The 23,505-nt window shown below is 40.4% G+C and carries 21 protein-coding genes; 16 read left to right on the top strand and 5 right to left on the bottom strand.

What is annotated here, in order from left to right:
- Positions 1 to 99: 99 nt before the first annotated feature.
- Positions 100 to 222 carry a hypothetical protein gene (locus IAE19_RS16750; RefSeq protein WP_265092549.1) on the top strand — a complete coding sequence of 41 codons (123 nt, stop codon included), beginning with the start codon at positions 100 to 102 and terminating at the stop codon, positions 220 to 222.
- A gap of 68 nt (positions 223 to 290) precedes the next feature.
- Here IAE19_RS16750 and IAE19_RS11625 read toward each other — a convergent pair whose 3' ends face one another.
- Together IAE19_RS11625 and IAE19_RS11620 are read right to left on the bottom strand one after the other, a co-directional pair.
- Complete coding sequence (locus tag IAE19_RS11625) at positions 291 to 1,505, bottom strand: aromatic amino acid transaminase (RefSeq protein WP_200461099.1); 1,215 nt, start codon at positions 1,503 to 1,505, stop codon at positions 291 to 293.
- Between the two features lie 401 nt (positions 1,506 to 1,906).
- The gene (locus tag IAE19_RS11620) at positions 1,907 to 2,374 is read right to left on the bottom strand and encodes a winged helix-turn-helix transcriptional regulator (protein ID WP_200461098.1); all 468 of its coding nucleotides are present in this window, start codon (positions 2,372 to 2,374) and stop codon (positions 1,907 to 1,909) included.
- Between the two features lie 136 nt (positions 2,375 to 2,510).
- Between IAE19_RS11620 and IAE19_RS11615 the strand changes: the two genes are divergently transcribed.
- From IAE19_RS11615 to hemN, 5 genes are all read left to right on the top strand, one after another.
- Entirely contained in the window at positions 2,511 to 3,770 is a 1,260-nt protein-coding gene (locus tag IAE19_RS11615; RefSeq protein ID WP_200461097.1) for a D-amino acid dehydrogenase, read from the top strand.
- Positions 3,771 to 3,799: 29 nt separating this feature from the next.
- Positions 3,800 to 4,927: an alanine racemase gene (alr, locus tag IAE19_RS11610; protein WP_200461096.1), complete on the top strand. Its 1,128-nt coding sequence runs from the start codon at positions 3,800 to 3,802 to the stop codon at positions 4,925 to 4,927.
- Positions 4,914 to 5,273 carry a RidA family protein gene (locus tag IAE19_RS11605; protein ID WP_200461095.1) on the top strand — a complete coding sequence of 120 codons (360 nt, stop codon included), beginning with the start codon at positions 4,914 to 4,916 and terminating at the stop codon, positions 5,271 to 5,273. Before alr ends, IAE19_RS11605 begins: the two co-directional genes overlap by 14 nt.
- Before the next feature lie 190 nt (positions 5,274 to 5,463).
- A complete protein-coding gene (locus tag IAE19_RS11600; RefSeq protein ID WP_200461094.1) occupies positions 5,464 to 6,897 on the top strand; it encodes an amino acid permease in 1,434 nt (477 codons plus the stop codon).
- A 264-nt stretch (positions 6,898 to 7,161) separates the two neighbouring features.
- Positions 7,162 to 8,526, top strand: coding sequence for an oxygen-independent coproporphyrinogen III oxidase (gene hemN / locus IAE19_RS11595; protein WP_200461093.1), 1,365 nt, complete (start codon positions 7,162 to 7,164; stop codon positions 8,524 to 8,526).
- Between the two features lie 25 nt (positions 8,527 to 8,551).
- Here hemN and IAE19_RS11590 read toward each other — a convergent pair whose 3' ends face one another.
- The gene (locus IAE19_RS11590; protein WP_200461092.1) at positions 8,552 to 8,896 is read right to left on the bottom strand and encodes a winged helix-turn-helix domain-containing protein; all 345 of its coding nucleotides are present in this window, start codon (positions 8,894 to 8,896) and stop codon (positions 8,552 to 8,554) included.
- Positions 8,897 to 9,146: 250 nt separating this feature from the next.
- Between IAE19_RS11590 and salA the strand changes: the two genes are divergently transcribed.
- The 4 genes from salA to IAE19_RS11570 all read left to right on the top strand — a co-directional run bounded on the left by salA (position 9,147) and on the right by IAE19_RS11570 (position 14,507).
- Positions 9,147 to 10,418 carry a salicylate 1-monooxygenase gene (gene salA, locus IAE19_RS11585; RefSeq protein ID WP_200461091.1) on the top strand — a complete coding sequence of 424 codons (1,272 nt, stop codon included), beginning with the start codon at positions 9,147 to 9,149 and terminating at the stop codon, positions 10,416 to 10,418.
- 172 nt (positions 10,419 to 10,590) lie between these two features.
- Entirely contained in the window at positions 10,591 to 11,481 is an 891-nt protein-coding gene (locus tag IAE19_RS11580) for a LysR family transcriptional regulator (RefSeq protein WP_200461090.1), read from the top strand.
- A 345-nt stretch (positions 11,482 to 11,826) separates the two neighbouring features.
- Entirely contained in the window at positions 11,827 to 13,074 is a 1,248-nt protein-coding gene (locus tag IAE19_RS11575; protein ID WP_200461089.1) for an OprD family outer membrane porin, read from the top strand.
- Positions 13,075 to 13,109: 35 nt separating this feature from the next.
- Positions 13,110 to 14,507 (top strand): MFS transporter, encoded by a 1,398-nt coding sequence (locus IAE19_RS11570; RefSeq protein ID WP_200461088.1) that lies wholly within the window; start codon positions 13,110 to 13,112, stop codon positions 14,505 to 14,507.
- Positions 14,508 to 14,572: 65 nt separating this feature from the next.
- On the opposite strand, the gene benM is transcribed toward IAE19_RS11570, so the two are convergent.
- Positions 14,573 to 15,487 (bottom strand): benzoate utilization transcription regulator BenM, encoded by a 915-nt coding sequence (gene benM, locus IAE19_RS11565; protein ID WP_200461087.1) that lies wholly within the window; start codon positions 15,485 to 15,487, stop codon positions 14,573 to 14,575.
- A gap of 429 nt (positions 15,488 to 15,916) precedes the next feature.
- On the opposite strand from benM, the gene benA reads away from it, so the two are divergent.
- The 5 genes from benA (at position 15,917) to benE (ending at position 20,977) form a co-directional block, all read left to right on the top strand.
- Positions 15,917 to 17,302 carry a benzoate 1,2-dioxygenase large subunit BenA gene (gene benA / locus IAE19_RS11560; protein WP_200461163.1) on the top strand — a complete coding sequence of 462 codons (1,386 nt, stop codon included), beginning with the start codon at positions 15,917 to 15,919 and terminating at the stop codon, positions 17,300 to 17,302.
- Positions 17,299 to 17,808: a benzoate 1,2-dioxygenase small subunit gene (gene benB / locus IAE19_RS11555; protein ID WP_200461086.1), complete on the top strand. Its 510-nt coding sequence runs from the start codon at positions 17,299 to 17,301 to the stop codon at positions 17,806 to 17,808. The genes benA and benB overlap by 4 nt, the downstream gene beginning before the upstream one ends.
- A gap of 74 nt (positions 17,809 to 17,882) precedes the next feature.
- Positions 17,883 to 18,899 (top strand): benzoate 1,2-dioxygenase electron transfer component BenC, encoded by a 1,017-nt coding sequence (gene benC, locus IAE19_RS11550; protein WP_200461085.1) that lies wholly within the window; start codon positions 17,883 to 17,885, stop codon positions 18,897 to 18,899.
- Positions 18,900 to 18,929: 30 nt separating this feature from the next.
- Positions 18,930 to 19,715: a 1,6-dihydroxycyclohexa-2,4-diene-1-carboxylate dehydrogenase gene (locus IAE19_RS11545; protein ID WP_200461084.1), complete on the top strand. Its 786-nt coding sequence runs from the start codon at positions 18,930 to 18,932 to the stop codon at positions 19,713 to 19,715.
- A 47-nt stretch (positions 19,716 to 19,762) separates the two neighbouring features.
- Positions 19,763 to 20,977, top strand: a complete 1,215-nt coding sequence (gene benE / locus IAE19_RS11540) for a benzoate/H(+) symporter BenE (protein WP_200461083.1) — start codon at positions 19,763 to 19,765, stop codon at positions 20,975 to 20,977.
- Between the two features lie 115 nt (positions 20,978 to 21,092).
- On the opposite strand, the gene mobR is transcribed toward benE, so the two are convergent.
- A complete protein-coding gene (mobR, locus tag IAE19_RS11535) occupies positions 21,093 to 22,820 on the bottom strand; it encodes a phenol degradation transcriptional regulator MobR (protein ID WP_200461082.1) in 1,728 nt (575 codons plus the stop codon).
- A 384-nt stretch (positions 22,821 to 23,204) separates the two neighbouring features.
- Between mobR and IAE19_RS11530 the strand changes: the two genes are divergently transcribed.
- On the top strand, positions 23,205 to 23,498 hold the full coding sequence (locus tag IAE19_RS11530; protein ID WP_200461081.1) for a phenol hydroxylase subunit: 294 nt from the start codon (positions 23,205 to 23,207) through the stop codon (positions 23,496 to 23,498).
- The last annotated feature ends 7 nt before the right edge of the window (positions 23,499 to 23,505 follow it).

The raw sequence follows: 23,505 nt of genomic DNA, 5'->3' as shown, positions 1-23,505 counted from the left end.
CTTAAATATTATCAATTGGATAATACTGATTTGGCTTTTGGAAAATCACAAAAACTCATCTGTTGAATTGATGATAGATCTTTGCACAGACTTACCAGAATGAGCTCCAATGAATTTGCGCCTAATGATCATTATAATCGGCCAGAGCATTATCCTGATCATCAGTCGTCAGAACTTGATTCAGGTTTTGGACGTCTAACCCATCCTGATTTCGGATGCTAAGCTTGTATTGATATAAAAAAGCCCGAGATACGCATATCTCGGGCTTTTGTGTTAATTTAATCAGTGGATTAAGCGCTGATCGGCTCTTTAGCCAAGACTTCTGCAATAGCTTTTGCGACGACATAAACATTATTCATGTTGAGACCAGCGACACAGATACGGCCGCTACGTACCAAATAAATTGCATAGTCTTCACGTAGCGTATCAACTTGTTCACCTGTAAGACCTGTATAACTAAACATACCTTTTTGCTCGATTAAATAGTTAAAGTCACGCTCTGGTAAGGCTTTGCTTAACTCATCCCGCAAGATTTGACGCATTTTAATAATACGTTCACGCATTTGCTTTACTTCATCTTGCCATTGTTGATTTAAGTAGGTGTCATTTAGAACTTGATCAACTAGCCATGCCCCTGTAGTTGGGGGACTCGAATAAATACGACGAACAGTTGCTTTTAGTTGTCCAAAAGTTGCTTGTGCGGCTTCAGCATCATCACAAACAAAAGTCAGGCCGCCAACGCGCTCACCATAAAGCGAGAAAATTTTTGAGAATGAATTGCTGACGATAAAGTTCAGACCTGCCTGATCCATCGCGCGAATTGCATAAGCATCCTGCTGCATACCATCACCAAAGCCCTGATAAGCAATGTCAAGGAATGGAATTAAACGACTTGCTTGAAGCACTTCAATCACTTGATCCCACTGCACAGGGTTTAAATCTGCACCTGTTGGGTTATGACAGCAAGGATGTAGTAACACAATACTTTGTTCGGGTAATTGTTTGAGGGTGGAGAGCATTGCCTCAAAATTTACGCCGCCAGTTTGGGCATCAAAATATGGATAAAAATGGGTTTTAAAACCAGCCCCACTAAAAATGGCAACGTGGTTATCCCAAGTGGGTTGGCTGACCCATACTTCAGAATTTGGGAAATAGTTCTTAAGAAAATCCGCCCCCACTTTGAGTGCGCCTGAACCACCTAAAGTCTGAATAGTCACTGCACGACCACTTTGCACGGCTGGGCTATTTGCTCCAAATAATAATGCCTGAATTGCTTCGCGATAAGGTTTGAAACCTTCCATAGGCAAATACAGCTTGGTTTTGCTTTGCAGTGGTTCAATACGTTTTTGTGCTTCAATAATGGTATCAAGCTGAGGAACGATACTGTCTTCATTATAATAAAGACCAATACTTAAATTGACTTTGCCTTCACGCGGGTCGGCATTGAATTGTTCCATAAGCGATAAAATTGGATCGCCTGCATACGGGGGGATATGTTGAAACATCAAAAAAATCCTTTCATTTCACAGTTTGAACCAAAACTGCGCGGAGTTGAAGCGAGTGCATGATATTTAAGCAAACATCAAACCTGACTAATGTATCAGTAAGACCTGCATCGTGCCATGCTCTTCTAGTCTTAAGGCTGAAATATTTTTAACCTTATTTTGTAAAGATGATTGAAGTAAAATTTACGTCTTTTTTAGATGTCGATGATTTTTTTAGAATACAAAGGCATCCTTTAAGTGCATCTTTCTGATTTTTGGCCAAAAAAAACCACACAGGGGAGTGTGGCAAAAGTTTTAAGCTCTGAGGACTTCAATTTAAAACTTGAGACTTAAAGAAAGCTTAATTCAGTGAAACAATATGTAAATTCTCTTTTAATGAGAATGTAGCTATATAAAACACTTCATTGGCCAAGATCCAGATACAGGCTCTCTTTAATTTCCTCCATCACCATATAACTATGCGATGAAGCAGATGCTGGCAGTTTTTTTAAAATATTGCCGAGCAGTTTTCGATAGGCACTCATTTCCTTAAGTCGCGCTTTTACCAGATAATCAAACTCCCCAGAAATTAAATGACATTCAAGAACTTCAGGCACTTCAATCAAATCACGTGCGACTTGATCGAACACATCACCTGATTTGGCGGAAAGCTTAATTTCTAGAAACACCAACAAATTACGATCCACATATGCAGGATTGAGCCGTGCGTAGTAACCCATAATGATACCGTCACGTTCCAGACGTTTTACCCGCTCTGAACATGGGGTCGTAGATAAGTTGACGCGAGAAGCCAATTCACTGATTGCAATACGCCCTTCGCGTTGCAGAATGTCCAAAATCTGTCGATCAGTTCGATCCAGTGCCCGCATTATTTTTTCCTTTTTTTAGAATTTCTACACGACAAAACTGCCGATTTTCCTAGATTATAGTGCTTAAAACAGTGAAATAAACTATTGAAGCAAAAATATACTAGTTAAATTCACTGGTAGGCGTGAGGGAATAGAAATGCGCGTGATCGTTTTAGGTAGTGGAGTGATTGGAGTCGCAAGCGCGTACTACCTTGCACAACAGGGAGCACAAGTTACGGTACTTGATCGTCAGTCTGGACCTGCTGAAGAAACCAGTTTTGGTAATGCTGGGCAAGTTTCACCAGGTTACTCGACCCCTTGGGCTGCGCCAGGTATTCCATTTAAAGCCGTGAAATGGATGTTTCAACATCATGCACCACTCGCGATTAATATTGATGGCAGCATGTGGCAGCTTCAATGGATGGCACAAATGCTGAAAAATTGTAATCCAGAAAGCTATACTAAAAATAAAGAGCGCATGATGCGCGTCGCTGAGTATAGTCGCGACTGTTTAAAAGAATTACGTGAAACCACGGGTATCAGTTACGAAAGTCGTGCCAAAGGCACCCTACAGGTATTTCGTAGCGAAGCGCAGCTTGAAGCAGTTCATCGTGATATCGAAGTACTACAAGAGTGTGGCGTAAGCTATGAACTATTTTATCAAAATGATTTAGCCAAGGTTGAACCTGCACTCGAATATGCTAAAGATAAATTGGTTGGCGGTTTACATTTACCTCATGATGAAACAGGGGATTGTTATTTATTTACCAATGCACTGGCGCAAAAAGCCCAAGAATTGGGTGTGGAATTTAAATTTAATCAAAACGTAGAAGCATTGGTGGTAGAAGGCGACGAGATTAAAGGCGTTCGAGTCAATGGTCAGGTTTTAACTGCGGATCGCTATATCTTGGCATTTGGTAGTTATTCGCGTGATTTCCTAAAACCACTACATCTAAATTTACCTGTTTATCCAGTCAAAGGTTATTCACTGACGATTCCAATTGTACGGCCTGAGTTTGCACCCCAATCTACGGTACTTGATGAAACTTACAAAATTGCCATCACTCGTTTTGATCAACGTATTCGTGTCGGTGGCATGGCTGAATTAAGTGGGTTTAATTTGGGATTAAATCAGGATCGTCGTGCAACTCTGGAAATGGTGACGCAAGATCTGTTTCCGGGTGGAGATATGGCAGAAGCATCATTCTGGACAGGTTTACGTCCAATGACACCCGACAGTACCCCGATCATTGGTGCGACGCGCTTTAGTAATCTGTTTCTGAACACAGGACATGGGACTTTGGGGTGGACCATGGCATGTGGTTCAGGCAAGTTGATTAGTGACATTGTTCTTAATCACCCACCTGAAATTAGTACCGAAGGCTTATCACTACAGCGTTATTCACACGCAGCCTAAGACCAACCCATTAAGTTCAGGGAAGAACTATGCCACGTCCTATTCGTGCCATCATCCATCAAGATGCTTTGGCACATAATCTGAAAATTGCTCGAAAATACGCTCCGCAGCACGATGTCTTTGCAGTGGTCAAAGCCAATGCTTATGGACATGGGATTGAGCGAGTCTATTCATCTCTCAAAACTGCTGATGGTTTTGCTTTATTAGATATAGACGAAGCTAAACGTTTGCGAGCATTGGGTTGGACAGGGCCGATTTTACTGCTGGAAGGAATATTTTCGGCTCAGGATCTATTTGATTGTGCGGTTTTCCAGCTTAGTTTTAGCATTCATAGTGAAGTACAGCTTAAATGGTTGCTACAGCATCCTGAACCTGCCCAGTTTGATATTTTTCTGAAAATGAATAGTGGGATGAACCGTTTGGGCTTTCAGCCTGAACATTATCCTGAAGTCTGGCGCGCACTCCATTCCTGTACAGCCGTAAAAAGCCTAACACATATGATGCATTTTTCCGATGCGGATGGCGAACGTCTCGGTCAAGCGGGAATTGATGTACAGCTTAAAACCTTTGAAGACACTGTTCGGGATTTACCAGGTGAACGTTCAGTATGTAATAGTGCTGCGATTTTGCGACATTGTACGCAACTGACTTCTAAAACTGTACGTGCCGGCATTTTACTTTATGGCAGTTCACCTGATTTCCCTAAGCATAGTAGTCAGGACTGGAATCTACAGCCGAGTATGAGTCTGCGCAGTGAGATTATTGCTATTCAAGATTTACAACCTAAGCAAACTGTAGGCTATGGTTCAACTTTTCAGGCAGATCAAGCCATGAAAATTGGGATCGTGGCTTGTGGTTATGCTGACGGCTATCAACGCAGTTCTGCCACAGGTACTCCTGTACTGGTCAACGGCATCCGAACACGTACGATTGGCCGTGTCAGTATGGATATGCTAGCGGTTGATATTACAGAAATTAAAAATGTCGAAATAGGTAGTGAAGTGGTGCTCTGGGGGAAATCCCGTTCAGGTGCGATTTTGGCTATTGATGAAGTCGCCGCGATGTCAGACACCATTGGTTATGAATTAATGTGTGGTGTAACCGCACGAGTTCCATTTTTTATTGAAACTGAAGGATATGATCATGTCAGCATCTGATATTGAAAGAATCAACACAACTCCTGTAATGAGTTCTGCCACCATTTTTAATCAAGTGGTGTATTTATCAGGACAAGTTCCTAAAAATACACAGCTTGATATTGAAGGTCAGACTCGTGAAATCTTGACGATGATTGATCAGCTTTTAGCACAAGCGAAAAGTGATAAATCACGTCTGCTGTCTGCACAGCTTTTTATTAAAAATTTAGACGATTTTTCTAAAGTTAATACCATTTGGATCGAGTGGCTAGATGGATTGGCAACGCCAGCCAGAGCCACCATTCAGGCAGATTTGGTGAATCCTGCATGGTTGATTGAAATTGCTGTGATTGCAGCGCAACAATAAAGTTTTTATACATTTTCATCCAACCGATTTTAACTTTAAAACCAGAATTGCCAAGGAAAAGGATTCCTTCTGGTTTTGATTTTGATGGTAAAAGGCGAACAGTTTTGCGGCTTCTGCTTCGTTATTTCTTCAGTTGTCAGTAACGCAAAATTGATCAAAGCAAAGGGACATTTAAAAAGGATATTTAATTATGACAACAGTACGTCATCCTGAAGGCGAAAATTCGTCGCATGACTTGCAACGTAAACTGTCAAATCGCCATTTGCAACTGATTGCGATTGGCGGTGCGATTGGGACAGGGCTGTTTATGGGATCTGGTAAAACCATTTCATTGGCCGGCCCTTCGATTTTGTTTATTTACATGATCATTGGGTTTATGTTTTTCTTCCTAATGAGAGCTCTGGGCGAGCTTTTGCTTGCTAATCTACATTATAAATCGTTTGTAGATATGGCACATGATCTGATTGGGCCAGGCGCTGGTTATTATCTGGGCTGGACGTATTGGCTGGGTTGGGTGTTGGTTGGTATTGCAGATCTCGCGGCGATTATTAATTATCTGGGTTTTTGGCTACCCGATGGGATGACTTTTACGCCTATCGGACAAGCGCTGATCAGTGCAGGTTGTGTTCTATTTGTATTGGCACTGAATCTGCTAACGGTTCGTCTATTTGGTGAAGTGGAATTCTGGTTCGCTCTCATCAAAATCTTGGCTATCCTGGGATTAATTGCCATCGGCGGTTTTATGGTGTTTAACCATTTTCAGGCTCCAGCAGGTACAGTGGCATCTTTTAGCAATATTTGGTCTTCGGGGGGGATGTTTCCCAAAGGTGCCGAGGGCTTTTTAGCAGGCTTTCAGATTGCGGTCTTTGCGTTTGTGGGGGTTGAATTGATTGGTACTACAGCAGCGGAAACCAAAGATCCGAAAAAGAATCTACCTAAAGCAATAAATGCAATCCCCATTCGGATTATTCTATTTTATGTACTGGCTTTACTCGTGGTCATGTCAGTAACGCCGTGGAATATGATCAGTGCGGATAAAAGCCCGTTTGTTGAGTTATTTTTGCATGCGGGTATTCCCACTTCAGCGATTATTATGAATCTAGTGGTTCTTTCTTCAGTCACTTCTTCTATGAATAGTGGGGTATTTTCTACTAGTCGTATGCTATTTGGTTTATCCAGAGGTGGTCAGGCACCACAAGCGTTGGCTCGTTTATCCAAACGAGCGGTTCCTGCCAATGGTTTACTGTTTTCCTGCCTGTTTATTATGGCTGGTGCAGCATTACAGTATTTTGTACCCAACACCATTGAAGCTTTTACGTTGGCCAGTTCCTTGTGTGTGATTTTATTTATTAGCGTCTGGGGACTGATCATGGTGTGTTATTTACGTTATCGTCAACTTAGACCTGAGCTACATGCCCAGTCGAATTTTAAAATGCCGGGTGGGATTTGGATGAGCTATGTCGTGTTGGCTTTTCTGCTGTTCACTTTGGTGATTTTAGCGTTAGAGCCAGATACTTTGAAGGCTTTATATATCAGTCCACTCTGGTTATTGATTTTGGCAGTCACTTATCAGGTGCTATATAAACCACGTATGAAACGACTTAAACAGCTTAAAAGTTCTTAATTGAATGTTTTTATTCAAAGGCATATAAACTTGGGTTAATATGCCTTTTTATTTTAATAAAATTCAAAACTATTAAAATACCAAGTAAATTTATCGGGATTAAAATAAAATTAAGAACAATAAATAAATGATGAGAATGATTATTTTTAAAATTTAAGCAATTGTTTTTGTTTAATATTTTATTTTTATGGATTTTCTGTTTAGGTTTTTATATGGAGTTAATTATATTATACTAAGGAGGTAATGGTATTTGGGTGAGTTAAAATGTCGAATGTATTAATTCAAAAATATAATGTTCCTGGCCCACGTTATACCAGTTATCCAACAGTTCCATATTGGCAAGACGAGACATTTTCACTGGACGCATGGAAACAGTCGCTACGCCAATCTTTTATTGAATCAAATCTCAATGAAGGTATCAGTCTATATATTCACTTACCTTTTTGTGAAAGCTTATGTACCTTTTGCGGTTGCCATAAAAAAGTGACCAAACGACATGAAGTTGAAGCGCCTTATATTGCAGCTGTTTTAAAAGAATGGTCATTGTATTGTGAATTATTGGGAGAAACCCCAATCATTCGGGAAATCCACTTGGGGGGTGGCACACCCACTTTTTTTTCAGTCGCGCATTTGCAGCAGTTGATTCGGGGGATTCTGGATCAGGCTCATATTGCTGAACAGCATGAATTTAGTTTTGAAGGCCATCCTAATAGTACAACCCAACAACATTTACAAGCGTTGTATGATCTGGGTTTTCGTCGAGTCAGTTTTGGAGTTCAAGATTATAGTCTGAAAGTCCAAAAGGCGATTCATCGGATTCAACCTTTTGAACATGTGGCCCGTGTAACTGAATGGGCTAGAGAAATTGGCTATGATTCAATCTCCCATGATCTAGTGTTTGGTTTACCTTTTCAGGAATTGCAAGATGTACTCTTTACCATTGACCAAACCAACCGATTATTGCCTGATCGTTTAGCTTTTTATAGCTATGCGCATGTGCCGTGGATTAAAGGCAATGGACAACGCGGCTTTAAAGATCATGATGTGCCAAAGGATGAAGTGAAAAGAATGCTTTATGAGGCTGGGAAACAAAAGCTACTGGATCATGGTTATGTTGAAATTGGTATGGATCATTTTGCCCTAAAAAGTGATCCGATGTATCAGTCCTTTTTACAGGGGCAATTGCATCGTAACTTTATGGGATATACCGCCTCTAAAACCCAAGTTATGGTGGGTTTGGGTATTTCTGCGATTAGTGATAGCTGGTACAGTTTTGCTCAAAACGAAAAGGTATTGGAAGACTATTATGCCCGCTTGGAAAACAATGAAATTCCAGTTTTTCGAGGACATGTTTTGACTCAGGAAGATCTGATGATTCGTCAGCATATTCTAAATCTGATGTGTCAGTTTGAAACTTCATGGCAAGATCCAAAACATGACTTTAATGAGTTACCACAGGTATTGCAGCAGCTTGAAGAAATGCAGCAAGATCAATTGATTGAAGTCGGAAAAAAAAGTATCAAGGTGACTGAAGAAGGGAAGACTTTTGTACGCAACGTCTGCATGGCATTCGACTTGCGAATGAAACGTAAAATACCAAACAATCAGATTTTTTCGATGACTATTTAGCTCAGCTGTAACTCGTTTTAGCAGATTAACGTTTTAAATCATGAGAAAGCTGCTGGAAGTCTGTTTCAATTGCGGCAAGTGCTTTGTGTTCCATGTGTCTAAACTGCTTTAAAATATTAAGGCCAAAAGGCGTGACGACCGCGCCTCCTCCTGACTCACCCCCTTTATGAGTTTCTACCAGTGCGGAAGTAAACAGTTGGTTCATGGTTTCCACCAGTTGCCATGCACGACGATAGCTCATATTCATTTTTTTGGCAGCTTGAGAGATGGAACCCGTAGCTTGAATGGCTTCCAGTAAATCAGCTTTTCCAGGGCCAAAAGCAATGTCTTGATCGACCATAAAGCGAAGACGTAATTTGAGTTGAGTCATAAATCAGCTCATAAATTAACAAATGAGAAATAAGTAAAATTTTATATTGAAACGTATAAAAGCACTAATTTTAATATAAAAATTCCATCTGGTTGAAGGATATACTGGCTAGTGTTAATCCAGCGTTTAATGGCGATAAATTCAGTTATTTAAATTTTTAATAACTACTCTTGAAAACTTTCAATTGGATTTGTTCCCTCCGTGTCTCGCACAATGTCCTTGTAGAGAAAGAACTCAAAGGATTTGAGAAATGAACAAAAAACTTCGTGTTGCGATTGTAGGTGGTGGTATTGCAGGTCTGGCACTTGCCGCAAATTTATTCCGCTATCAACATCTGGATGTGAGTTTATATGAAGCTGCTCCGCAATTTTCCGAAATAGGCGCGGGTATTTCTTTTGGTGCAAACGCAGTCAAAGCAATTGAATGCTTGAATCTGGCTGCTGAATACCATGCTATTGCAGATCAGGTGGCTCAACCTTTTCAAGATGTCTGGTTCCAATGGCGAAATGGTTATACGGATGAATATTTATCAAGCTCAGTTGCATCCGAAGTTGGCCAGTCATCTGTACACCGTGCTGATTTTCTAGATAGTATTTTAAAACAGGTTCCACGTGAAAAATGTCACTTCAATAAGAAATTGACTTCTCTTGAGGAAACAGCGAATGAAGTGATTCTAAATTTTCAGGATGGAACTTCGGCACATGCTGATTATGTTATAGGTGCTGATGGTATTCATTCAGCGGTGCGTGGTTATGTACTAAAAAGTCAGGGCCAACAAACGGTTCATCCACAATTTACAGGCACATGGGCTTATCGCGGCATCATCCAATATCAGGATTTTAAACAGGCGCTTGAACAAGCAGGATTAGATTTAGAAATAGCAGATGTTCCACAGATGTTATTAGGCAAAGACAAACACATTTTGACTTTTCCCATCCGCCGTGGTGAACAAATTAATATTGTCGCATTTAAATCTGATCGTAGCCAAAATATATTACCTGAAGGCACAGCGTGGACGCAGTCAGTTGATCAGCACACCATGCTCGCTGATTTTTTAGATTGGAGTGAAAGCTGTCAAATATTGCTAAAACTTATTGAAAAACCAAGTATGTGGGCTTTGCATGAGTTGGCCGAATTGGACAGTTATCAAAGTGTATCTGGACGTGTCATTGTTATGGGTGATGCAGCACATGCGATGTTACCGCATCAAGGTGCGGGCGCAGGTCAGGGTCTGGAAGATGCAGTAATATTAGCAGCTTTATTTGAAGAAAAAAGCCTAAGTGCGCAAGACTTAGCTAAGCTTTCACAGGTTTATGAAGATTTGCGTAAGCCTCGTGCTTGTCAAGTACAACGTACCTCGCGCGAATCGGGTGAAATTTATGAATTGTATTCACCAGAATATTCAACCTTTGAGCAGGTTGGACAGCATTTGATTCATCGTTTTGACTGGTTATGGCAACACCCAATTGAACAAGATATTGCTTTTGCCAAAGCCCAAATGAAAATACAGTTTGCGTCGTGAAACCTGATAAAGGGGATATGATATTAATGTCATATTCCCTTTATTTTTTTATTCTCTTTCTTTTTTTAGCATAAAATAGCTCAACTTTTGTTGTATCTACAATCATATGAGTAAGTCATATAGAGATTTTTTGATTTCGATTTAAAATAGATAAAAATAATGGAAATGAACAATGGATCTGGCCTTAATACGTGTCTTTATTTGCGTTTATGAAACAAAAAATATAACCAAGGCGGCAGATATTTTGAATCTGAGTCAGCCTTCGGTTAGTTATAACTTAAATCGTTTAAGACATCAGTTGAACAATCCATTATTTGAACGCACCCAATATGGTGTTGAGCCCACTAAACTGGCACATGAGTTATATCCTGTTTTTAAACGGGCTATATGTGATGTCGAAATTGCGATTGATGAAGCGTTAAATTTTAATCCCGCCACATCCAATAAAGTCTTTCGTTTGGGGCTTTCGGATATTGGTGAAATTTGCTTGTTACCTGTATTGATTGAATATTTACAATGTTATGCACCCCAGATAAAACTTGAGATTGAAGAAATTAAAATTGATCAAGTTGAAAAATGGCTGGTTGAAGGATTTATCGATGCTGCTGTTTTTAATAGTACCCATTTGGAATTCCATCAATTAGAGTACGAAACGCTGTTTCAAGAGCGATATGTTGCATTGGTCAATAGCCATCATCCACGTATTCAGGGCGAGATTAGCCTACAGGATTATTTGGCCGAATCTCATGTTGCGATTAAATCTAGCACTGGACATACACAAGTGGATCATGTTTTAAAACTCTTGGGTTATCAACGTAATATTGCCCTTGAGGTTCCCCATTTTGGAGTTTTACAAGGGGTGCTTGCCCGAACAGAACTTGTAATAACTTTACCAATGCGTGCTGCAGCACAGTATTTAAATCAAGCAAATGTCAATGTGGTCGAGCTTCCCTTTGAAATGGCTGGTTTTTTTGTCGGTATTCACTGGTTTTCGCAAAGCAATGAACCCGTCGCAAGACAATGGTTTATTCAAACCTGCAAAAAAGTGATGTCAGTCTTATAAGTAACCATGATCAATATTTGAAAAAAACAACTATTATCATATAGTGATTAAATTAATATCATTTATAGTTGATATTGAATATCATAGTGACAATTTATAATTTTATTTATATTACCTAATTTTAGGTTTTTTCTATAAATGATCTCATTTTATATCTATAACGATCTTTTTTATCTGCAATCCGTAGTTCTGTAAACTTCAACCCTTTTGCTAATATATTTAAAAAGTATAGATATATGTTTTTTCGTGTATCGACACGTCATAGTAAAAAACATAAATTGAGTTCGTGATTATATTTTCTACTCACTGGTCGGGAAGATCATTATTAAATTTACGGATGAAATTATGTTTTATTTGAAATCGGCATTCAATTTAAATGTATATAAAACTGGAATAGTCTTTGGTGTAATCGGGGTCTCAACATTATTTTCAATTTCCTGTTATGCGGAGGATAATTGGACCTTTAATTTAAAAAATGCCTATATTGATCGTAATTTTGATAATAGCGCTGTTAAGGATTTTGGAAGCTGGTCACAAAGTGCATCATTGTTTTATAAGTCAGATTATTATTCTACTCCAATTGAAAATCTGGATATCGGAGTAGATGGCACAATCCAATATGCAGTGCGCTTAAGTCACGATAAAGGAGTGGCAGATACAGTCTTACCTTTTGATACTGAAGAGCAAAAACAGGCGCGTGATTTCTTAAAATATGGCGGTACACTGAAGCTGAAATACGATCAAACCGAACTGCGTGTCGGTGAGTTATGGCCTGATCTTCCTGTGACAGCAGTCGATCGTAGCAGACAACTTTTAGCATCGTATCAAGGGGTCAGTCTAAATTCTAAACTCACAGATCAATTGAGTGGTGAAATTGGGGTGATCACGAAAGTTTCACCCCGTAATCAGGAAGGTTTCCATAAACTTTCATTTACCAAAAATGGAACGACCTATTATTCGGATGGTTTGAACTATATTGATCTACGCTATCAGCCAATTAATAATTTGAAGCTGGAATATTATTATGGAAATTTAGATAACCTTTATAATAAGCATTATATTGGTGTGGATTATTTAACTAAATTTTCTCCAGATTTATCACTAAATAGTAAACTAAAGTATTTTAAAGCGGTTGAAGATAATAATAATTATGATATTGATAGCCAAAATATTGGTTTGTTGGAAACGCTCAAATATAAAAACCATACCTTTGGTTTGGGTTATCAACAAATTATTGGAGATACTTATCCTTTACCAGATGGTTTTTTACCTGAAACCTATTTCATCAACTGGAATGCAACAGGATTCTTCAAAGCTGACGAAAAGTCGATTCATTTAATGTATGGCTATGATTTTAAAGACTATGTGCCTGGTCTGAATATGATGTTGAAACATGTCTATGGTTATGATTTTAAAACAGTATTAGGCCAACGCAATAAAGAGCAAGAAACCAATTTGATCGTGAACTATGCCTTTCAGAATCCTGCTCTAAAAGGGGTTGCGTTCCAGTGGTTATATATTCCTTATAAAGTGCGTTATGGCAATGATTTTAATGAAAATCGTGTGTTTTTAAGCTATAGCAAAAAATTCTAAAAGTTTTAAAAAGTTCCTTATGGAAGGAGGAGAATATGTCTCAGGACATTAATGTTAATCAGATGATTGACGAATCAAAACTAACCCCATTTCACTGGCGTGTCATTATTTTAAGTACACTGATTATTATTTTTGATGGGTATGATCTGGTGATTTATGGGGTCGCTTTACCCTTGTTGATGAAGGAATGGGCCATTGATCCTGTTACCGCAGGTTTTATTGGAAGTGTTGCGTTATTTGGCATGATGTTCGGTGCACTGATTTTTGGTACGATGGCCGATAAATTAGAGCATCTGAACATTAGCCGTAAAAAAGTTATTGCAGTTTGTATTATTCTATTCAGTTTATGCACGGTACTTTGTGGTCTTTCTAAAACGACAACTCAATTTGCAATTTTCCGTTTCCTGGCAGGTGTTGGTATTGGGGGTGTAATGCCTAATGTCATTGCGCTGGTCAGTGAGTATGCACCTAAGAAATTTAAAAGTTTCTTTGTGACATTAATGTTCAGTGGTTATGCAATTGGGGGCATGGTTGCCGCTGCATTGGGATCTGTGCTAGTCCCTGTATATGGCTGGAAAATCATGTTTATGATCGCGGGGATTCCGTTGATTATTTTATTACCGCTGATGAAGTTATTACCAGATTCGATTGACTATTTGGTGCGTAAGAAAAAGGATGAAGCGGTACGCTATATTTTATCCAGATTAGTGCCGAGTTATCAAAATCAGCCAGATCATGTTTTTGTGTTAAATGCCAGTAATCAAACTCAGGCAGAAGCACCCGTTAAAATGATTTTTAAGGAACAACGTGCTTTTAGTACAGTGATGTTTTGGTGTTCTATTTTTATGACTTTAATCATGGTTTATGCGCTCGGTAACTGGTTGCCAAAACTCATGATCGAAGCTGGTTATAATTTGTCAAAAAGTCTTGTCTTTTTATTCTCACTAAATGTTGGTGGTATGATTGGCTCGATTTTAGGCGGTTATCTTGGTGATCGTTATAATGTGAAATATGTGACAATGGCTTTACTCCTGCTTGGTGCAGTGTCTTTAAGCTTATTGTCGTTCCAGTTTGACAGCGTGGTATTGTACTTTCTGATCGCATGTGCGGGTGCGGCTTCGATTGGTACACAAATTATGTTGTTGGCCTATATGGCGCGTTTCTATGCACCCAATGTTCGCTCAACAGGAATTGGCTGGGGCTTGGGCATGGGGCGTGTCGGGGCGATTCTTGGACCTATTTTGACAGGATGGTTATTGTCGTTACACCTGCCACATTTTTATAATTTCCTAGCGTTAAGTATTCCAGCAGTGATTGGTATTTTGACGGTATTTCTGATCAATGATCGTCTGGCTTACCATGCTGATCAGCATGAAATCCCAGTAATTGATCCAAAGGAAAAATCAAAAATTTCTGAGCCTGCTGTGCAATAAATCATGAAGATAGATCAATAGTGCGCAATGATTTACCCAAAATAAAGGACGGAGTAGTCCTTTATTTACATCAAAGCATTATTGGAAAAACCTTCATACGCGTAGATTTGGCGGATGGTTTCAAGCATGGAGTAAAGATAAGTACTTTCTTCCATGTTTCGTGCCGCAATAAAAATAGGACTAATCGCATCGGGATCGAGCAGTGGCACATAGCTTAGATTATATAATTGAATACTGGTGGTACTTTCAGGAACGATACATATACCTTCACCCGCAGCGACCAATCCTAACGCTAATTGCACCTCACGTACATCATTAAGTTTGGTGGGTTCGAGTCCGTGCTCAGAAAAGATCGAGAGGACATGCGTGGAAAAATTAGGCTTTGCAGTTGTAGGATAAAGTAAGATTCTTTCATCGACGATATCCGCCAAATGGACGCCTGTATCTTTCATAAGATTGAGTGGATGACTGGCATGCACAGCGACCATTAAACGTTCATTTCTGAGTAACGTTCGTTTAATTGCTGGATCACTAATTTTAAGTCGGCCAAAACCGACATCAATACGGCCATCTTTTAAGGCTTCAATTTGGGCGTTGGTCCCCATTTCATACAATTCAATTTTTAGATTTGGGTGCGCCTGTCGATATAAATAAATAATGCGGGGTAATAATCCAAACAATAACGAACCCACAAATCCAATTTTAATCGTGGTTTCGACAGAAGCAATACGCTTGGTCATGGAGACCATCTGGTCTGCACTCGACAAAAGTTTAACAGCATATTGATAAAAAAATTGACCGACAGAAGTGGTTTTCACTGGGCGGCTGCCGCGTTCGAGTAACTGTAACCCCAGTTCTTCTTCCAGATTTTGAATTTGTCGGCTTAAAGGCGGTTGTGCGATACAAAGTTTATCTGCTGCTTTCGTAAAGCTCTGTTCTTCAACCACTGCAACAAAATACCGTAAATGTCTAAGTTCCATTTAGAATACTCCAAAGGTATTTTAGTATACAAATAATGTGTTGGAATTTATTAAAACATTCTTTTAAGGTATAAACAAGCGATAACTGATGTGATGACGGACCATGTACAAATCAGTCGAAACGATTCTTGTCGATGTTCTCACAACTCGACTACCTACATTATCAGTCATGAATATGCAAACGCAGACAAGGTAAGTGGCGATTGTTGTTGAGATTAGGGATGAAGCTGAAGTTGCCCGTCATGATCTGAATATGCCATTTGAACACATCACTTTAATTTTGAATTGCTTAAAAAGCGAAATCAGTTGACGTCATTAAAAATAAAACGTCGCTGCGCGAGTGCTTAATTATGATGAGGAATCAGGTTGGGTTATACCACAACTGAACCTGATGACTTCCTTAAATATCTGGAAAGTCGGAGAATGGATATGCCACGTATTCCTGTTATCAATACCAGCCATCTTGACCGTATTGATGAATTACTAGTTGATAATATTGAAACCGGTGAATTCAAACTTCATCGTTCAGTTTTTACCGATCAAGCTTTATTTGACCTTGAAATGAAGTACATTTTTGAGGGAAATTGGGTGTACTTGGCCCATGAAAGCCAAATTCCAAATAATAATGATTATTATACAACGTATATTGGTCGTCAGCCGATTTTGATTGCACGTAATCGTAATGGCGAATTGAATGCCATGATTAATGCGTGTTCACACCGTGGCGCACAATTGTGTCGTTATAAGCGTGGCAATAAATCCACATATACCTGCCCATTTCATGGTTGGACATTTAATAACTCAGGTAAATTACTCAAAGTTAAAGATCCAAGTGATGCAGGTTATTCTGACTGCTTTAACAAAGATGGTTCGCATGACCTGAAAAAAGTAGCACGATTTGAAAACTATAAAGGCTTTCTGTTTGGAAGCCTGAATCCAGATGTACCGTCCTTGCAAGAATTTCTGGGTGAAACCACCAAGATTATTGACATGATTGTGGACCAATCTGAGCATGGTTTAGAAGTTCTGCGTGGTTCATCAACGTATACCTACGAAGGTAACTGGAAGTTGACCGCTGAAAATGGTGCAGATGGCTATCACGTTTCTGCGGTGCATTGGAACTATGCGGCGACTACGCAACATCGTAAAGAAACGCAGGCTGGTGATAATATCCGAGCTATGAGTGCGGGTTCATGGGGGAAACAAGGCGGCGGCTCTTATGGTTTTGAGCATGGTCATATGCTGTTATGGACGCAATGGGGTAACCCGGAAGATCGTCCAAACTTTCCAAAAGCAGAAGAATATACCGAAAAATTTGGCGCAGCGATGTCCAAGTGGATGATTGAGCGTTCGCGCAATTTATGCCTTTATCCAAATGTCTATTTGATGGATCAATTTGGCTCACAAATTCGAGTGTTACGTCCAATTTCAGTCAATAAAACTGAAGTTACGATTTACTGTATTGCACCTGTTGGTGAAGAACCCGAAGCACGCACCCGTCGTATTCGCCAGTATGAAGACTTCTTTAATGCTTCTGGTATGGCAACTCCAGATGATTTAGAAGAATTCCGTGCCTGTCAGGCAGGTTATGCAGGGATTGAACTGGAATGGAACGACATGTGTCGTGGAGCGAAACACTGGATTTATGGACCAGATGATGCTGCCAATGAGATTGGGTTAAAGCCTGCAATCAGCGGGATTAAAACAGAAGATGAAGGTTTGTATCTGGCGCAGCATCAGTATTGGCTCAAAACCATGAAACAAGCAATTGCTGATGAAAAGCAGTTCGCAGTGAGTCAAGGAGAGACAGCATGAACGCTTCAACAAGTTTAGATAAAATTACGATTGAAAATGTTTGCCAGTTTTTATATCGCGAAGCTCGTTTTCTGGATGATGAACAATGGGATCAATGGGTCGAATGCTATGCCCCAGAAGCTTCTTTCTGGATGCCTGCGTGGGACGATAACGATCAACTGACCGAAGATCCTCAATCTGAAATTTCACTCATTTATTACCCTGACCGTCAGGGTCTGGAAGATCGAGTATTTCGCATTAAAACGGAACGCTCATCAGCCACTATGCCAGACACCCGGACCGCACACAATATCAGCAATGTTGAAATTGAGTCGCGTGAAGGCGATCAAGCTACCGTACGTTTCAACTGGAACACGCTAAGTTTCCGTTACAAGAATAGCTATAGCTACTTTGGCATGTCGCGTTATGTGATCGATTTTTCTGGCGAAAGCCCAAAAATCTTGAGCAAGTATGTCGTACTTAAAAACGACTACATCAATCAAGTGATCGATATTTACCATATCTGAAAATGAGATCAACCTCAGCTGAAGGGAGAGTTGGCTGAGGTCTCAAAGTTCAATAATTTTGTAGGATTCATGCCATGTCAAACCATCATGTAGCACTTCAATTTGAAGATGGCGTTACCCGTTTTATTCGTGTTGCGCAAGGCGAAACTTTGTCTGATGCAGCGTATCGTCAACAAATTAATATTCCACTAGATTGTCGTGAAGGCGCATGTGGAACCTGTCGAGCATTTTGTGAATCAGGCAGTTATGACATGCCTGAAGATAACTATATTGAAGATGCATTGACTCCAGAAGAAGCAGAACAAGGCTATATTCTGGCTTGTCAATGTCGTCCAACTTCTGATGCGGTATTTCAAATTCAAGCATCATCGGATGTGTGTAAAACCAAAATTCATAGTTTTGAAGGGACTTTGGCGCGAGTCGAAAATCTATCTGACTCCACGATTACCTTTGATATTGAGCTCGATGAAGGTCAACCCGATATTCATTTCCTTGCAGGCCAATATGTCAATGTGGGTATTCCGGGAACTACGGAAACACGTTCTTATTCGTTTAGTTCCAAACCTGGCCATCGTTTAACGGGTTTCGTGGTACGTAATGTACCCAATGGCAAGATGAGCGATTTTCTGAGTAAACAAGCCAAAGCAGGCGATAAAATGAAATTTACAGGGCCATTTGGTAGCTTCTATCTACGGAATGTAACGCGTCCTGTATTAATGTTGGCGGGTGGAACTGGCATTGCGCCGTTCATGTCCATGCTTCAGGTATTGGAAGAAAAAGGTTCTGAACATCCAGTACGCTTAGTCTTTGGTGTGACCAATGATTTTGATTTGGTCGCATTGGAAAAATTAAACGAGTTTCAGCAGAAATTCCCTTGGTTTGAATATCGTACCGTTGTGGCACATGCAGACAGCCAGCACGAACGTAAAGGGTATGTCACAGGTCATATCGAAAATGACTGGCTCAATGGCGGTGATGTCGACATTTATCTGTGTGGACCCGTACCCATGGTCGAAGCGGTGCGTGGCTGGTTGGATAATGAAGGCATCAAACCAGCTAGCTTCTTGTTTGAAAAATTCTCTGCCAATTAATCGTGTGGCCTGAATCATGTGGAGCAAAAGATGACTCAAATGCAGAGGTTTAATCAGAAAGTTGTAATCGTTACGGGCGCAGCCCAAGGCATTGGCCAAGGCGTCGCTTTGCGAATTGCAGCAGAAGGTGGAACATTAGTTCTGGCTGATCGTTCTGATCTGGTAGATGACGTTTTACAGCAATGCCAAAGCCTAGGCGCAACGGGCAGCTATGTCCATGCAGATTTGGAAACCTATGCAGGCGCGCAGGCCGTAGTGGCGCATGCAATTGAACATTATGGCCGAGTTGATGTACTCATTAATAATGTCGGCGGTGCCATCTGGATGAAACCTTTTCAGGAGTTTTCTGAGGAGGAAATCATTAAAGAAGTTAACCGTTCCTTATTTCCAACGTTATGGTGTTGCCGTGCAGTATTGCCTGAAATGATTAAAAATCAAAAGGGCAATATTGTGAATGTTTCCTCTATTGCCACGCGTGGGATTAACCGTATTCCGTATTCAGCGTCTAAAGGCGGGGTGAATGCCCTAACCGCATCTCTGGCTTTTGAACATGCTCAAGATGGAATTCGTGTCAATGCAATCGCAACAGGGGGAACCGAAGCACCGCCAAGAAAAATTCCACGAAATGCCAATCCATTGTCTGAAAATGAAAAGGCATGGATGCAACAAGTGGTCGATCAAACCATTGATCGAACTTTTTTAGCTCGATACGGCAGTATTGATGAACAAGTAAATGCAATTGTGTTCTTGGCATCAGATGAGTCTTCATATATTACTGGCAGTGTGATTCCTGTCGGTGGTGGTGATCAGGGGTAAACAGGTCACTTTTAGAACATAACAGGATGATTCTGCAAGGAGGCACTATGACATCCCTGTTTAAAACCTTAAGAGAGGATTGGTCGTTATCGGCCACAGTGGCTGGCTTTTTAGCTGTTCTGATCTCTTATTCTGGGCCATTAATTATATTTTTTCAGGCGGCTCAGAAAGCACAAGTTTCACCAGAAATGATGATCTCATGGATCTGGGGGATCTCCATCGGAGCTGCCTTGACTGGCATTTATTTATCGATTCGATTTAAAACCCCCATTATTACCGCTTGGTCAGCACCGGGTACAGCTTTGCTGGTCACCTTATTTCCCAATATCAGTTTGAATGAAGCCGTTGGTGCATATATTAGTGCTGCGATTGTCATCTTAATCGTTGGCATGACAGGCTATTTTGATAAATTGCTAAAATGGATTCCCCAAGGAATCGCCGCTGGCATGATGGCAGGTATCCTATTTCAGTTTGGTCTTGGATTATTTCATGCTACTGATTCCTTACCTCTGATCGTATTTAGTATGTTGTTGTGCTATTTATTGGCACGACGTTTTTCACCACGTTACAGCATGCTGTGGGTGCTACTATGCGGTGTCACACTGAGTTTTTTATTGGGTAAAATGAATCCTGTCACGATGGATTTTCATTTAGCAATTCCACAATTTATTCGACCTGAATGGTCATGGTATTCCACGCTAAATCTGGCGATTCCTTTAATTTTAGTCAGTTTAACCGGACAATTTTTACCAGGCATGGCGATTTTAAAACTCAGTCATTATGATGTGCCAGCCAAGCCTATTATTGGTGCGGCCAGCCTTGCATCACTTGCGGTGGCCTGTGTGGGCGGGATTACCATTGTTTTGGCCTCAATTACCGCGGCGTTGTGTATGGGCAAAGATGCCCATGAACTCAAAGACAAACGCTATATTGCAGGAGTTGCTAACGGCTTATTTTATATTTTAGGTGGCTTGTTTGCAGGTAGCATCGTGGCACTTTTCAGCTTACTTCCTAAAGAGCTAGTGGCGGCACTAGCTGGTCTGGCGCTACTAGGTGCTATTGCCACCAATATTCGTATGGCAATGCAGGAGGATACGCAACGTGAAGCGGCGTTAATCACCTTTCTGGCTACTGTTTCAGGGATGCATTTTCTGGGTTTAAGTTCAGTATTTTGGGGCATGTGCATCGGAATGCTGGCGTATCTGATCTTGATAAAACGCAATACGATTCTTGCAGCAGTTCCAGAGTCATCCTCCCGTTAAGACAAATAATGGCTTAAGTGCTATCTGAATAAATCCAGGTCGATAGAGTGAGGTGCAGCAATTCTGATTGTGATTGAAGCATTCTTAGCAAATGGGAGCATAGCTTTTCATTGATTTATTTCTTCACCATTTCCAGTGAATGTTTTTTTAAGCGATAATCCAGAGTTGCTCGACTAATACCCAACAAACGTGCTGCCTCGGAGACATTATATTGACTTCGGATCAACGCATTTTGAATCATTTCCTGTTCAAACTGTTCCAGAGAAAAATTTTGATCCAATAACTGCTCAATGATCTGCTGTTGTGTGTTCAGCGAATGACGATCAGGCGACAATTCCTGATCGTACATAGATTGCTGCTGGCTCAAATGTTGTTGTGGCAGTAGGCTACTTAATTTGATCTCTTGTTGATGGTCAGTCAATAAGGTCGCGCGTTCTAGCATATTTTCTAACTCACGGATATTTCCTGGCCATTCATACCCCATTAGATAATTTAACGCTTTATCACTTAAACCCTTGATTGTTTTATCATACATATTCTCAAAACGTTTTAAAAAATGCTTTACCAGTAAAGGGATATCATCGCGACGTTCGCGTAAAGGTGGAATCACAACAGGAAATATATTTAAACGATAAAATAAATCTGCGCGGAAGCGTCCCTGTTGTACGGCTTCAAACAAATCTTCATTAGTTGCGGCCACGACACGGACATCAATATAGCGGGTTTGATAATCACCCACACGTTCAAATTCGCCTTCTTGTAATATGCGTAGCAGTGCAGCCTGCGCGCGTGCAGATAGCTCTATGACTTCATCCAGAAAAATGGTTCCTCCATGCGCTCGTTCAAATTTTCCCATGCGCGATTGGGTTGCGCCAGTATAAGCACCTTTTTCTACCCCAAACAGTTCAGCTTCGATTAGATCGGGTGGAATACTGGCACAATTGACTGCAATAAAAGCGGCATTTTTACGTTGGCTAGCTTCATGAATCCCACGAGCAAACGCTTCTTTACCGACCCCTGTTTCTCCTTGCAGTAATACTGCAACCTTGCTGCCCGCCGATTTTTTAAGTAATTCACACACTTGTCTATAGGCAGCGGATTCGCCGACTGAATTAAACATGGTGTAATCTGCTTCAGCAGGCGTGTAGATATTCTGTTTCAGGGTTTTTAATTCGGCCTGTAACGCAATGATTTGATCAGCCACTGGATCGGGGGACATAAAACGGATCAATTCATCGGCGTTTTCCCAGGCGACAAGGGGTTTCCCAATAATCTGACAATGATCATCGCCTTTGGCAGAACATTTGGTTTCCTGATAGATAATGGTTTGTCCCATCACAAAGCTGCTATAGCCACAGGCATATCCCAATAACATCCAGCAGGCAGGTTCATTGGATGTTCCAAATTCATTTAGATGCACTTCAGATTCAAAGGAATGTAACCAGTTAAAATCTGCATAAAAGCTACCCGTTTCATGGGATAGCTTGAGGGTATTGACCTCGACCTGCACCATACCGCGGATGCCATGCATTTGTGGGCCTGCCATAAACGCCTCTTCAGCGGTCATGTTAGGACGTAATTTGCTGGTCACCTCCGCATCTTTCATGCCTGCCTGATAGCCACAGCGAATAAAGAAATGTTTGGTGCGTTCATGCCCAAGCATCTGATAAAGATCTTTACGCAGATAGCCCATAATACTGGTATGTAAGAGCAGCATACGGTTTTCTTCAAACCAGATTTGACCATGTTTGGCATCAAACTGAATATTATCCAGTAAGTCCTGAATATCCTCATTTTGTTTAAGTAGTGGTTTGAATAGCCGTTGATCCTTGGCTTGATGCATGGTCAGTTCCCATCCTAGGTGATGACTGTCTACAAAAGTGTAGCTTATTTTTCAGCTTAAAGTGATGCGCAGTTGAGCATAAATATATATCCAAAAAGTATGATTAAAAACTCAGTCCAGTTTTTCTCTTAGATGTTATTCAACTGATTGATCACGGTTCATGATTTGCTGAATATCTTCAATTTATTGGTTCATCATTTGCTGAAATTTATCTTTATTTAAATAAATTAAATATCTAATAAAAATATAAGTAATTGAAAATAATAAAAATTAAATAGTTGGCACAAGTTTTGATAGAGATCTGATATGCAGTATTGCAATGGAAAGGTTTTTTACAAGATTAGCCTGCTGAAATCAGGTGGATATGGATCAGGGTTAGCCAACATGAATAACGTGAACTCTTCAAATGTCAGTTTTACCAAATATATTCGGATCACAGGTGATCGGCATGCCAAGTTTGTCGAGTTTGACTTTGCGATCAATGATCCGACGCTATTTGTAGAACTGGTATTGCCACAGCAAGCTTTTGCAGATTTTTGTCGTATCAATCAGGTGGTTGAAATGACCGAGCAACAAGAACAACTGAATGATGCTCTCGAAGATAAATGGCGTTACGGCATTGAGCCAACTCTTGTACGCCAGACACGCCAAAACCTAGATCAAGATGATCAATCTTAAGTCGATA

Source organism: Acinetobacter sp. S40 (assembly GCF_016624705.1).
Taxonomy (GTDB): Bacteria; Pseudomonadota; Gammaproteobacteria; order Pseudomonadales; family Moraxellaceae; genus Acinetobacter.
This window is presented reverse-complemented; position numbering and strand designations above follow the sequence as displayed.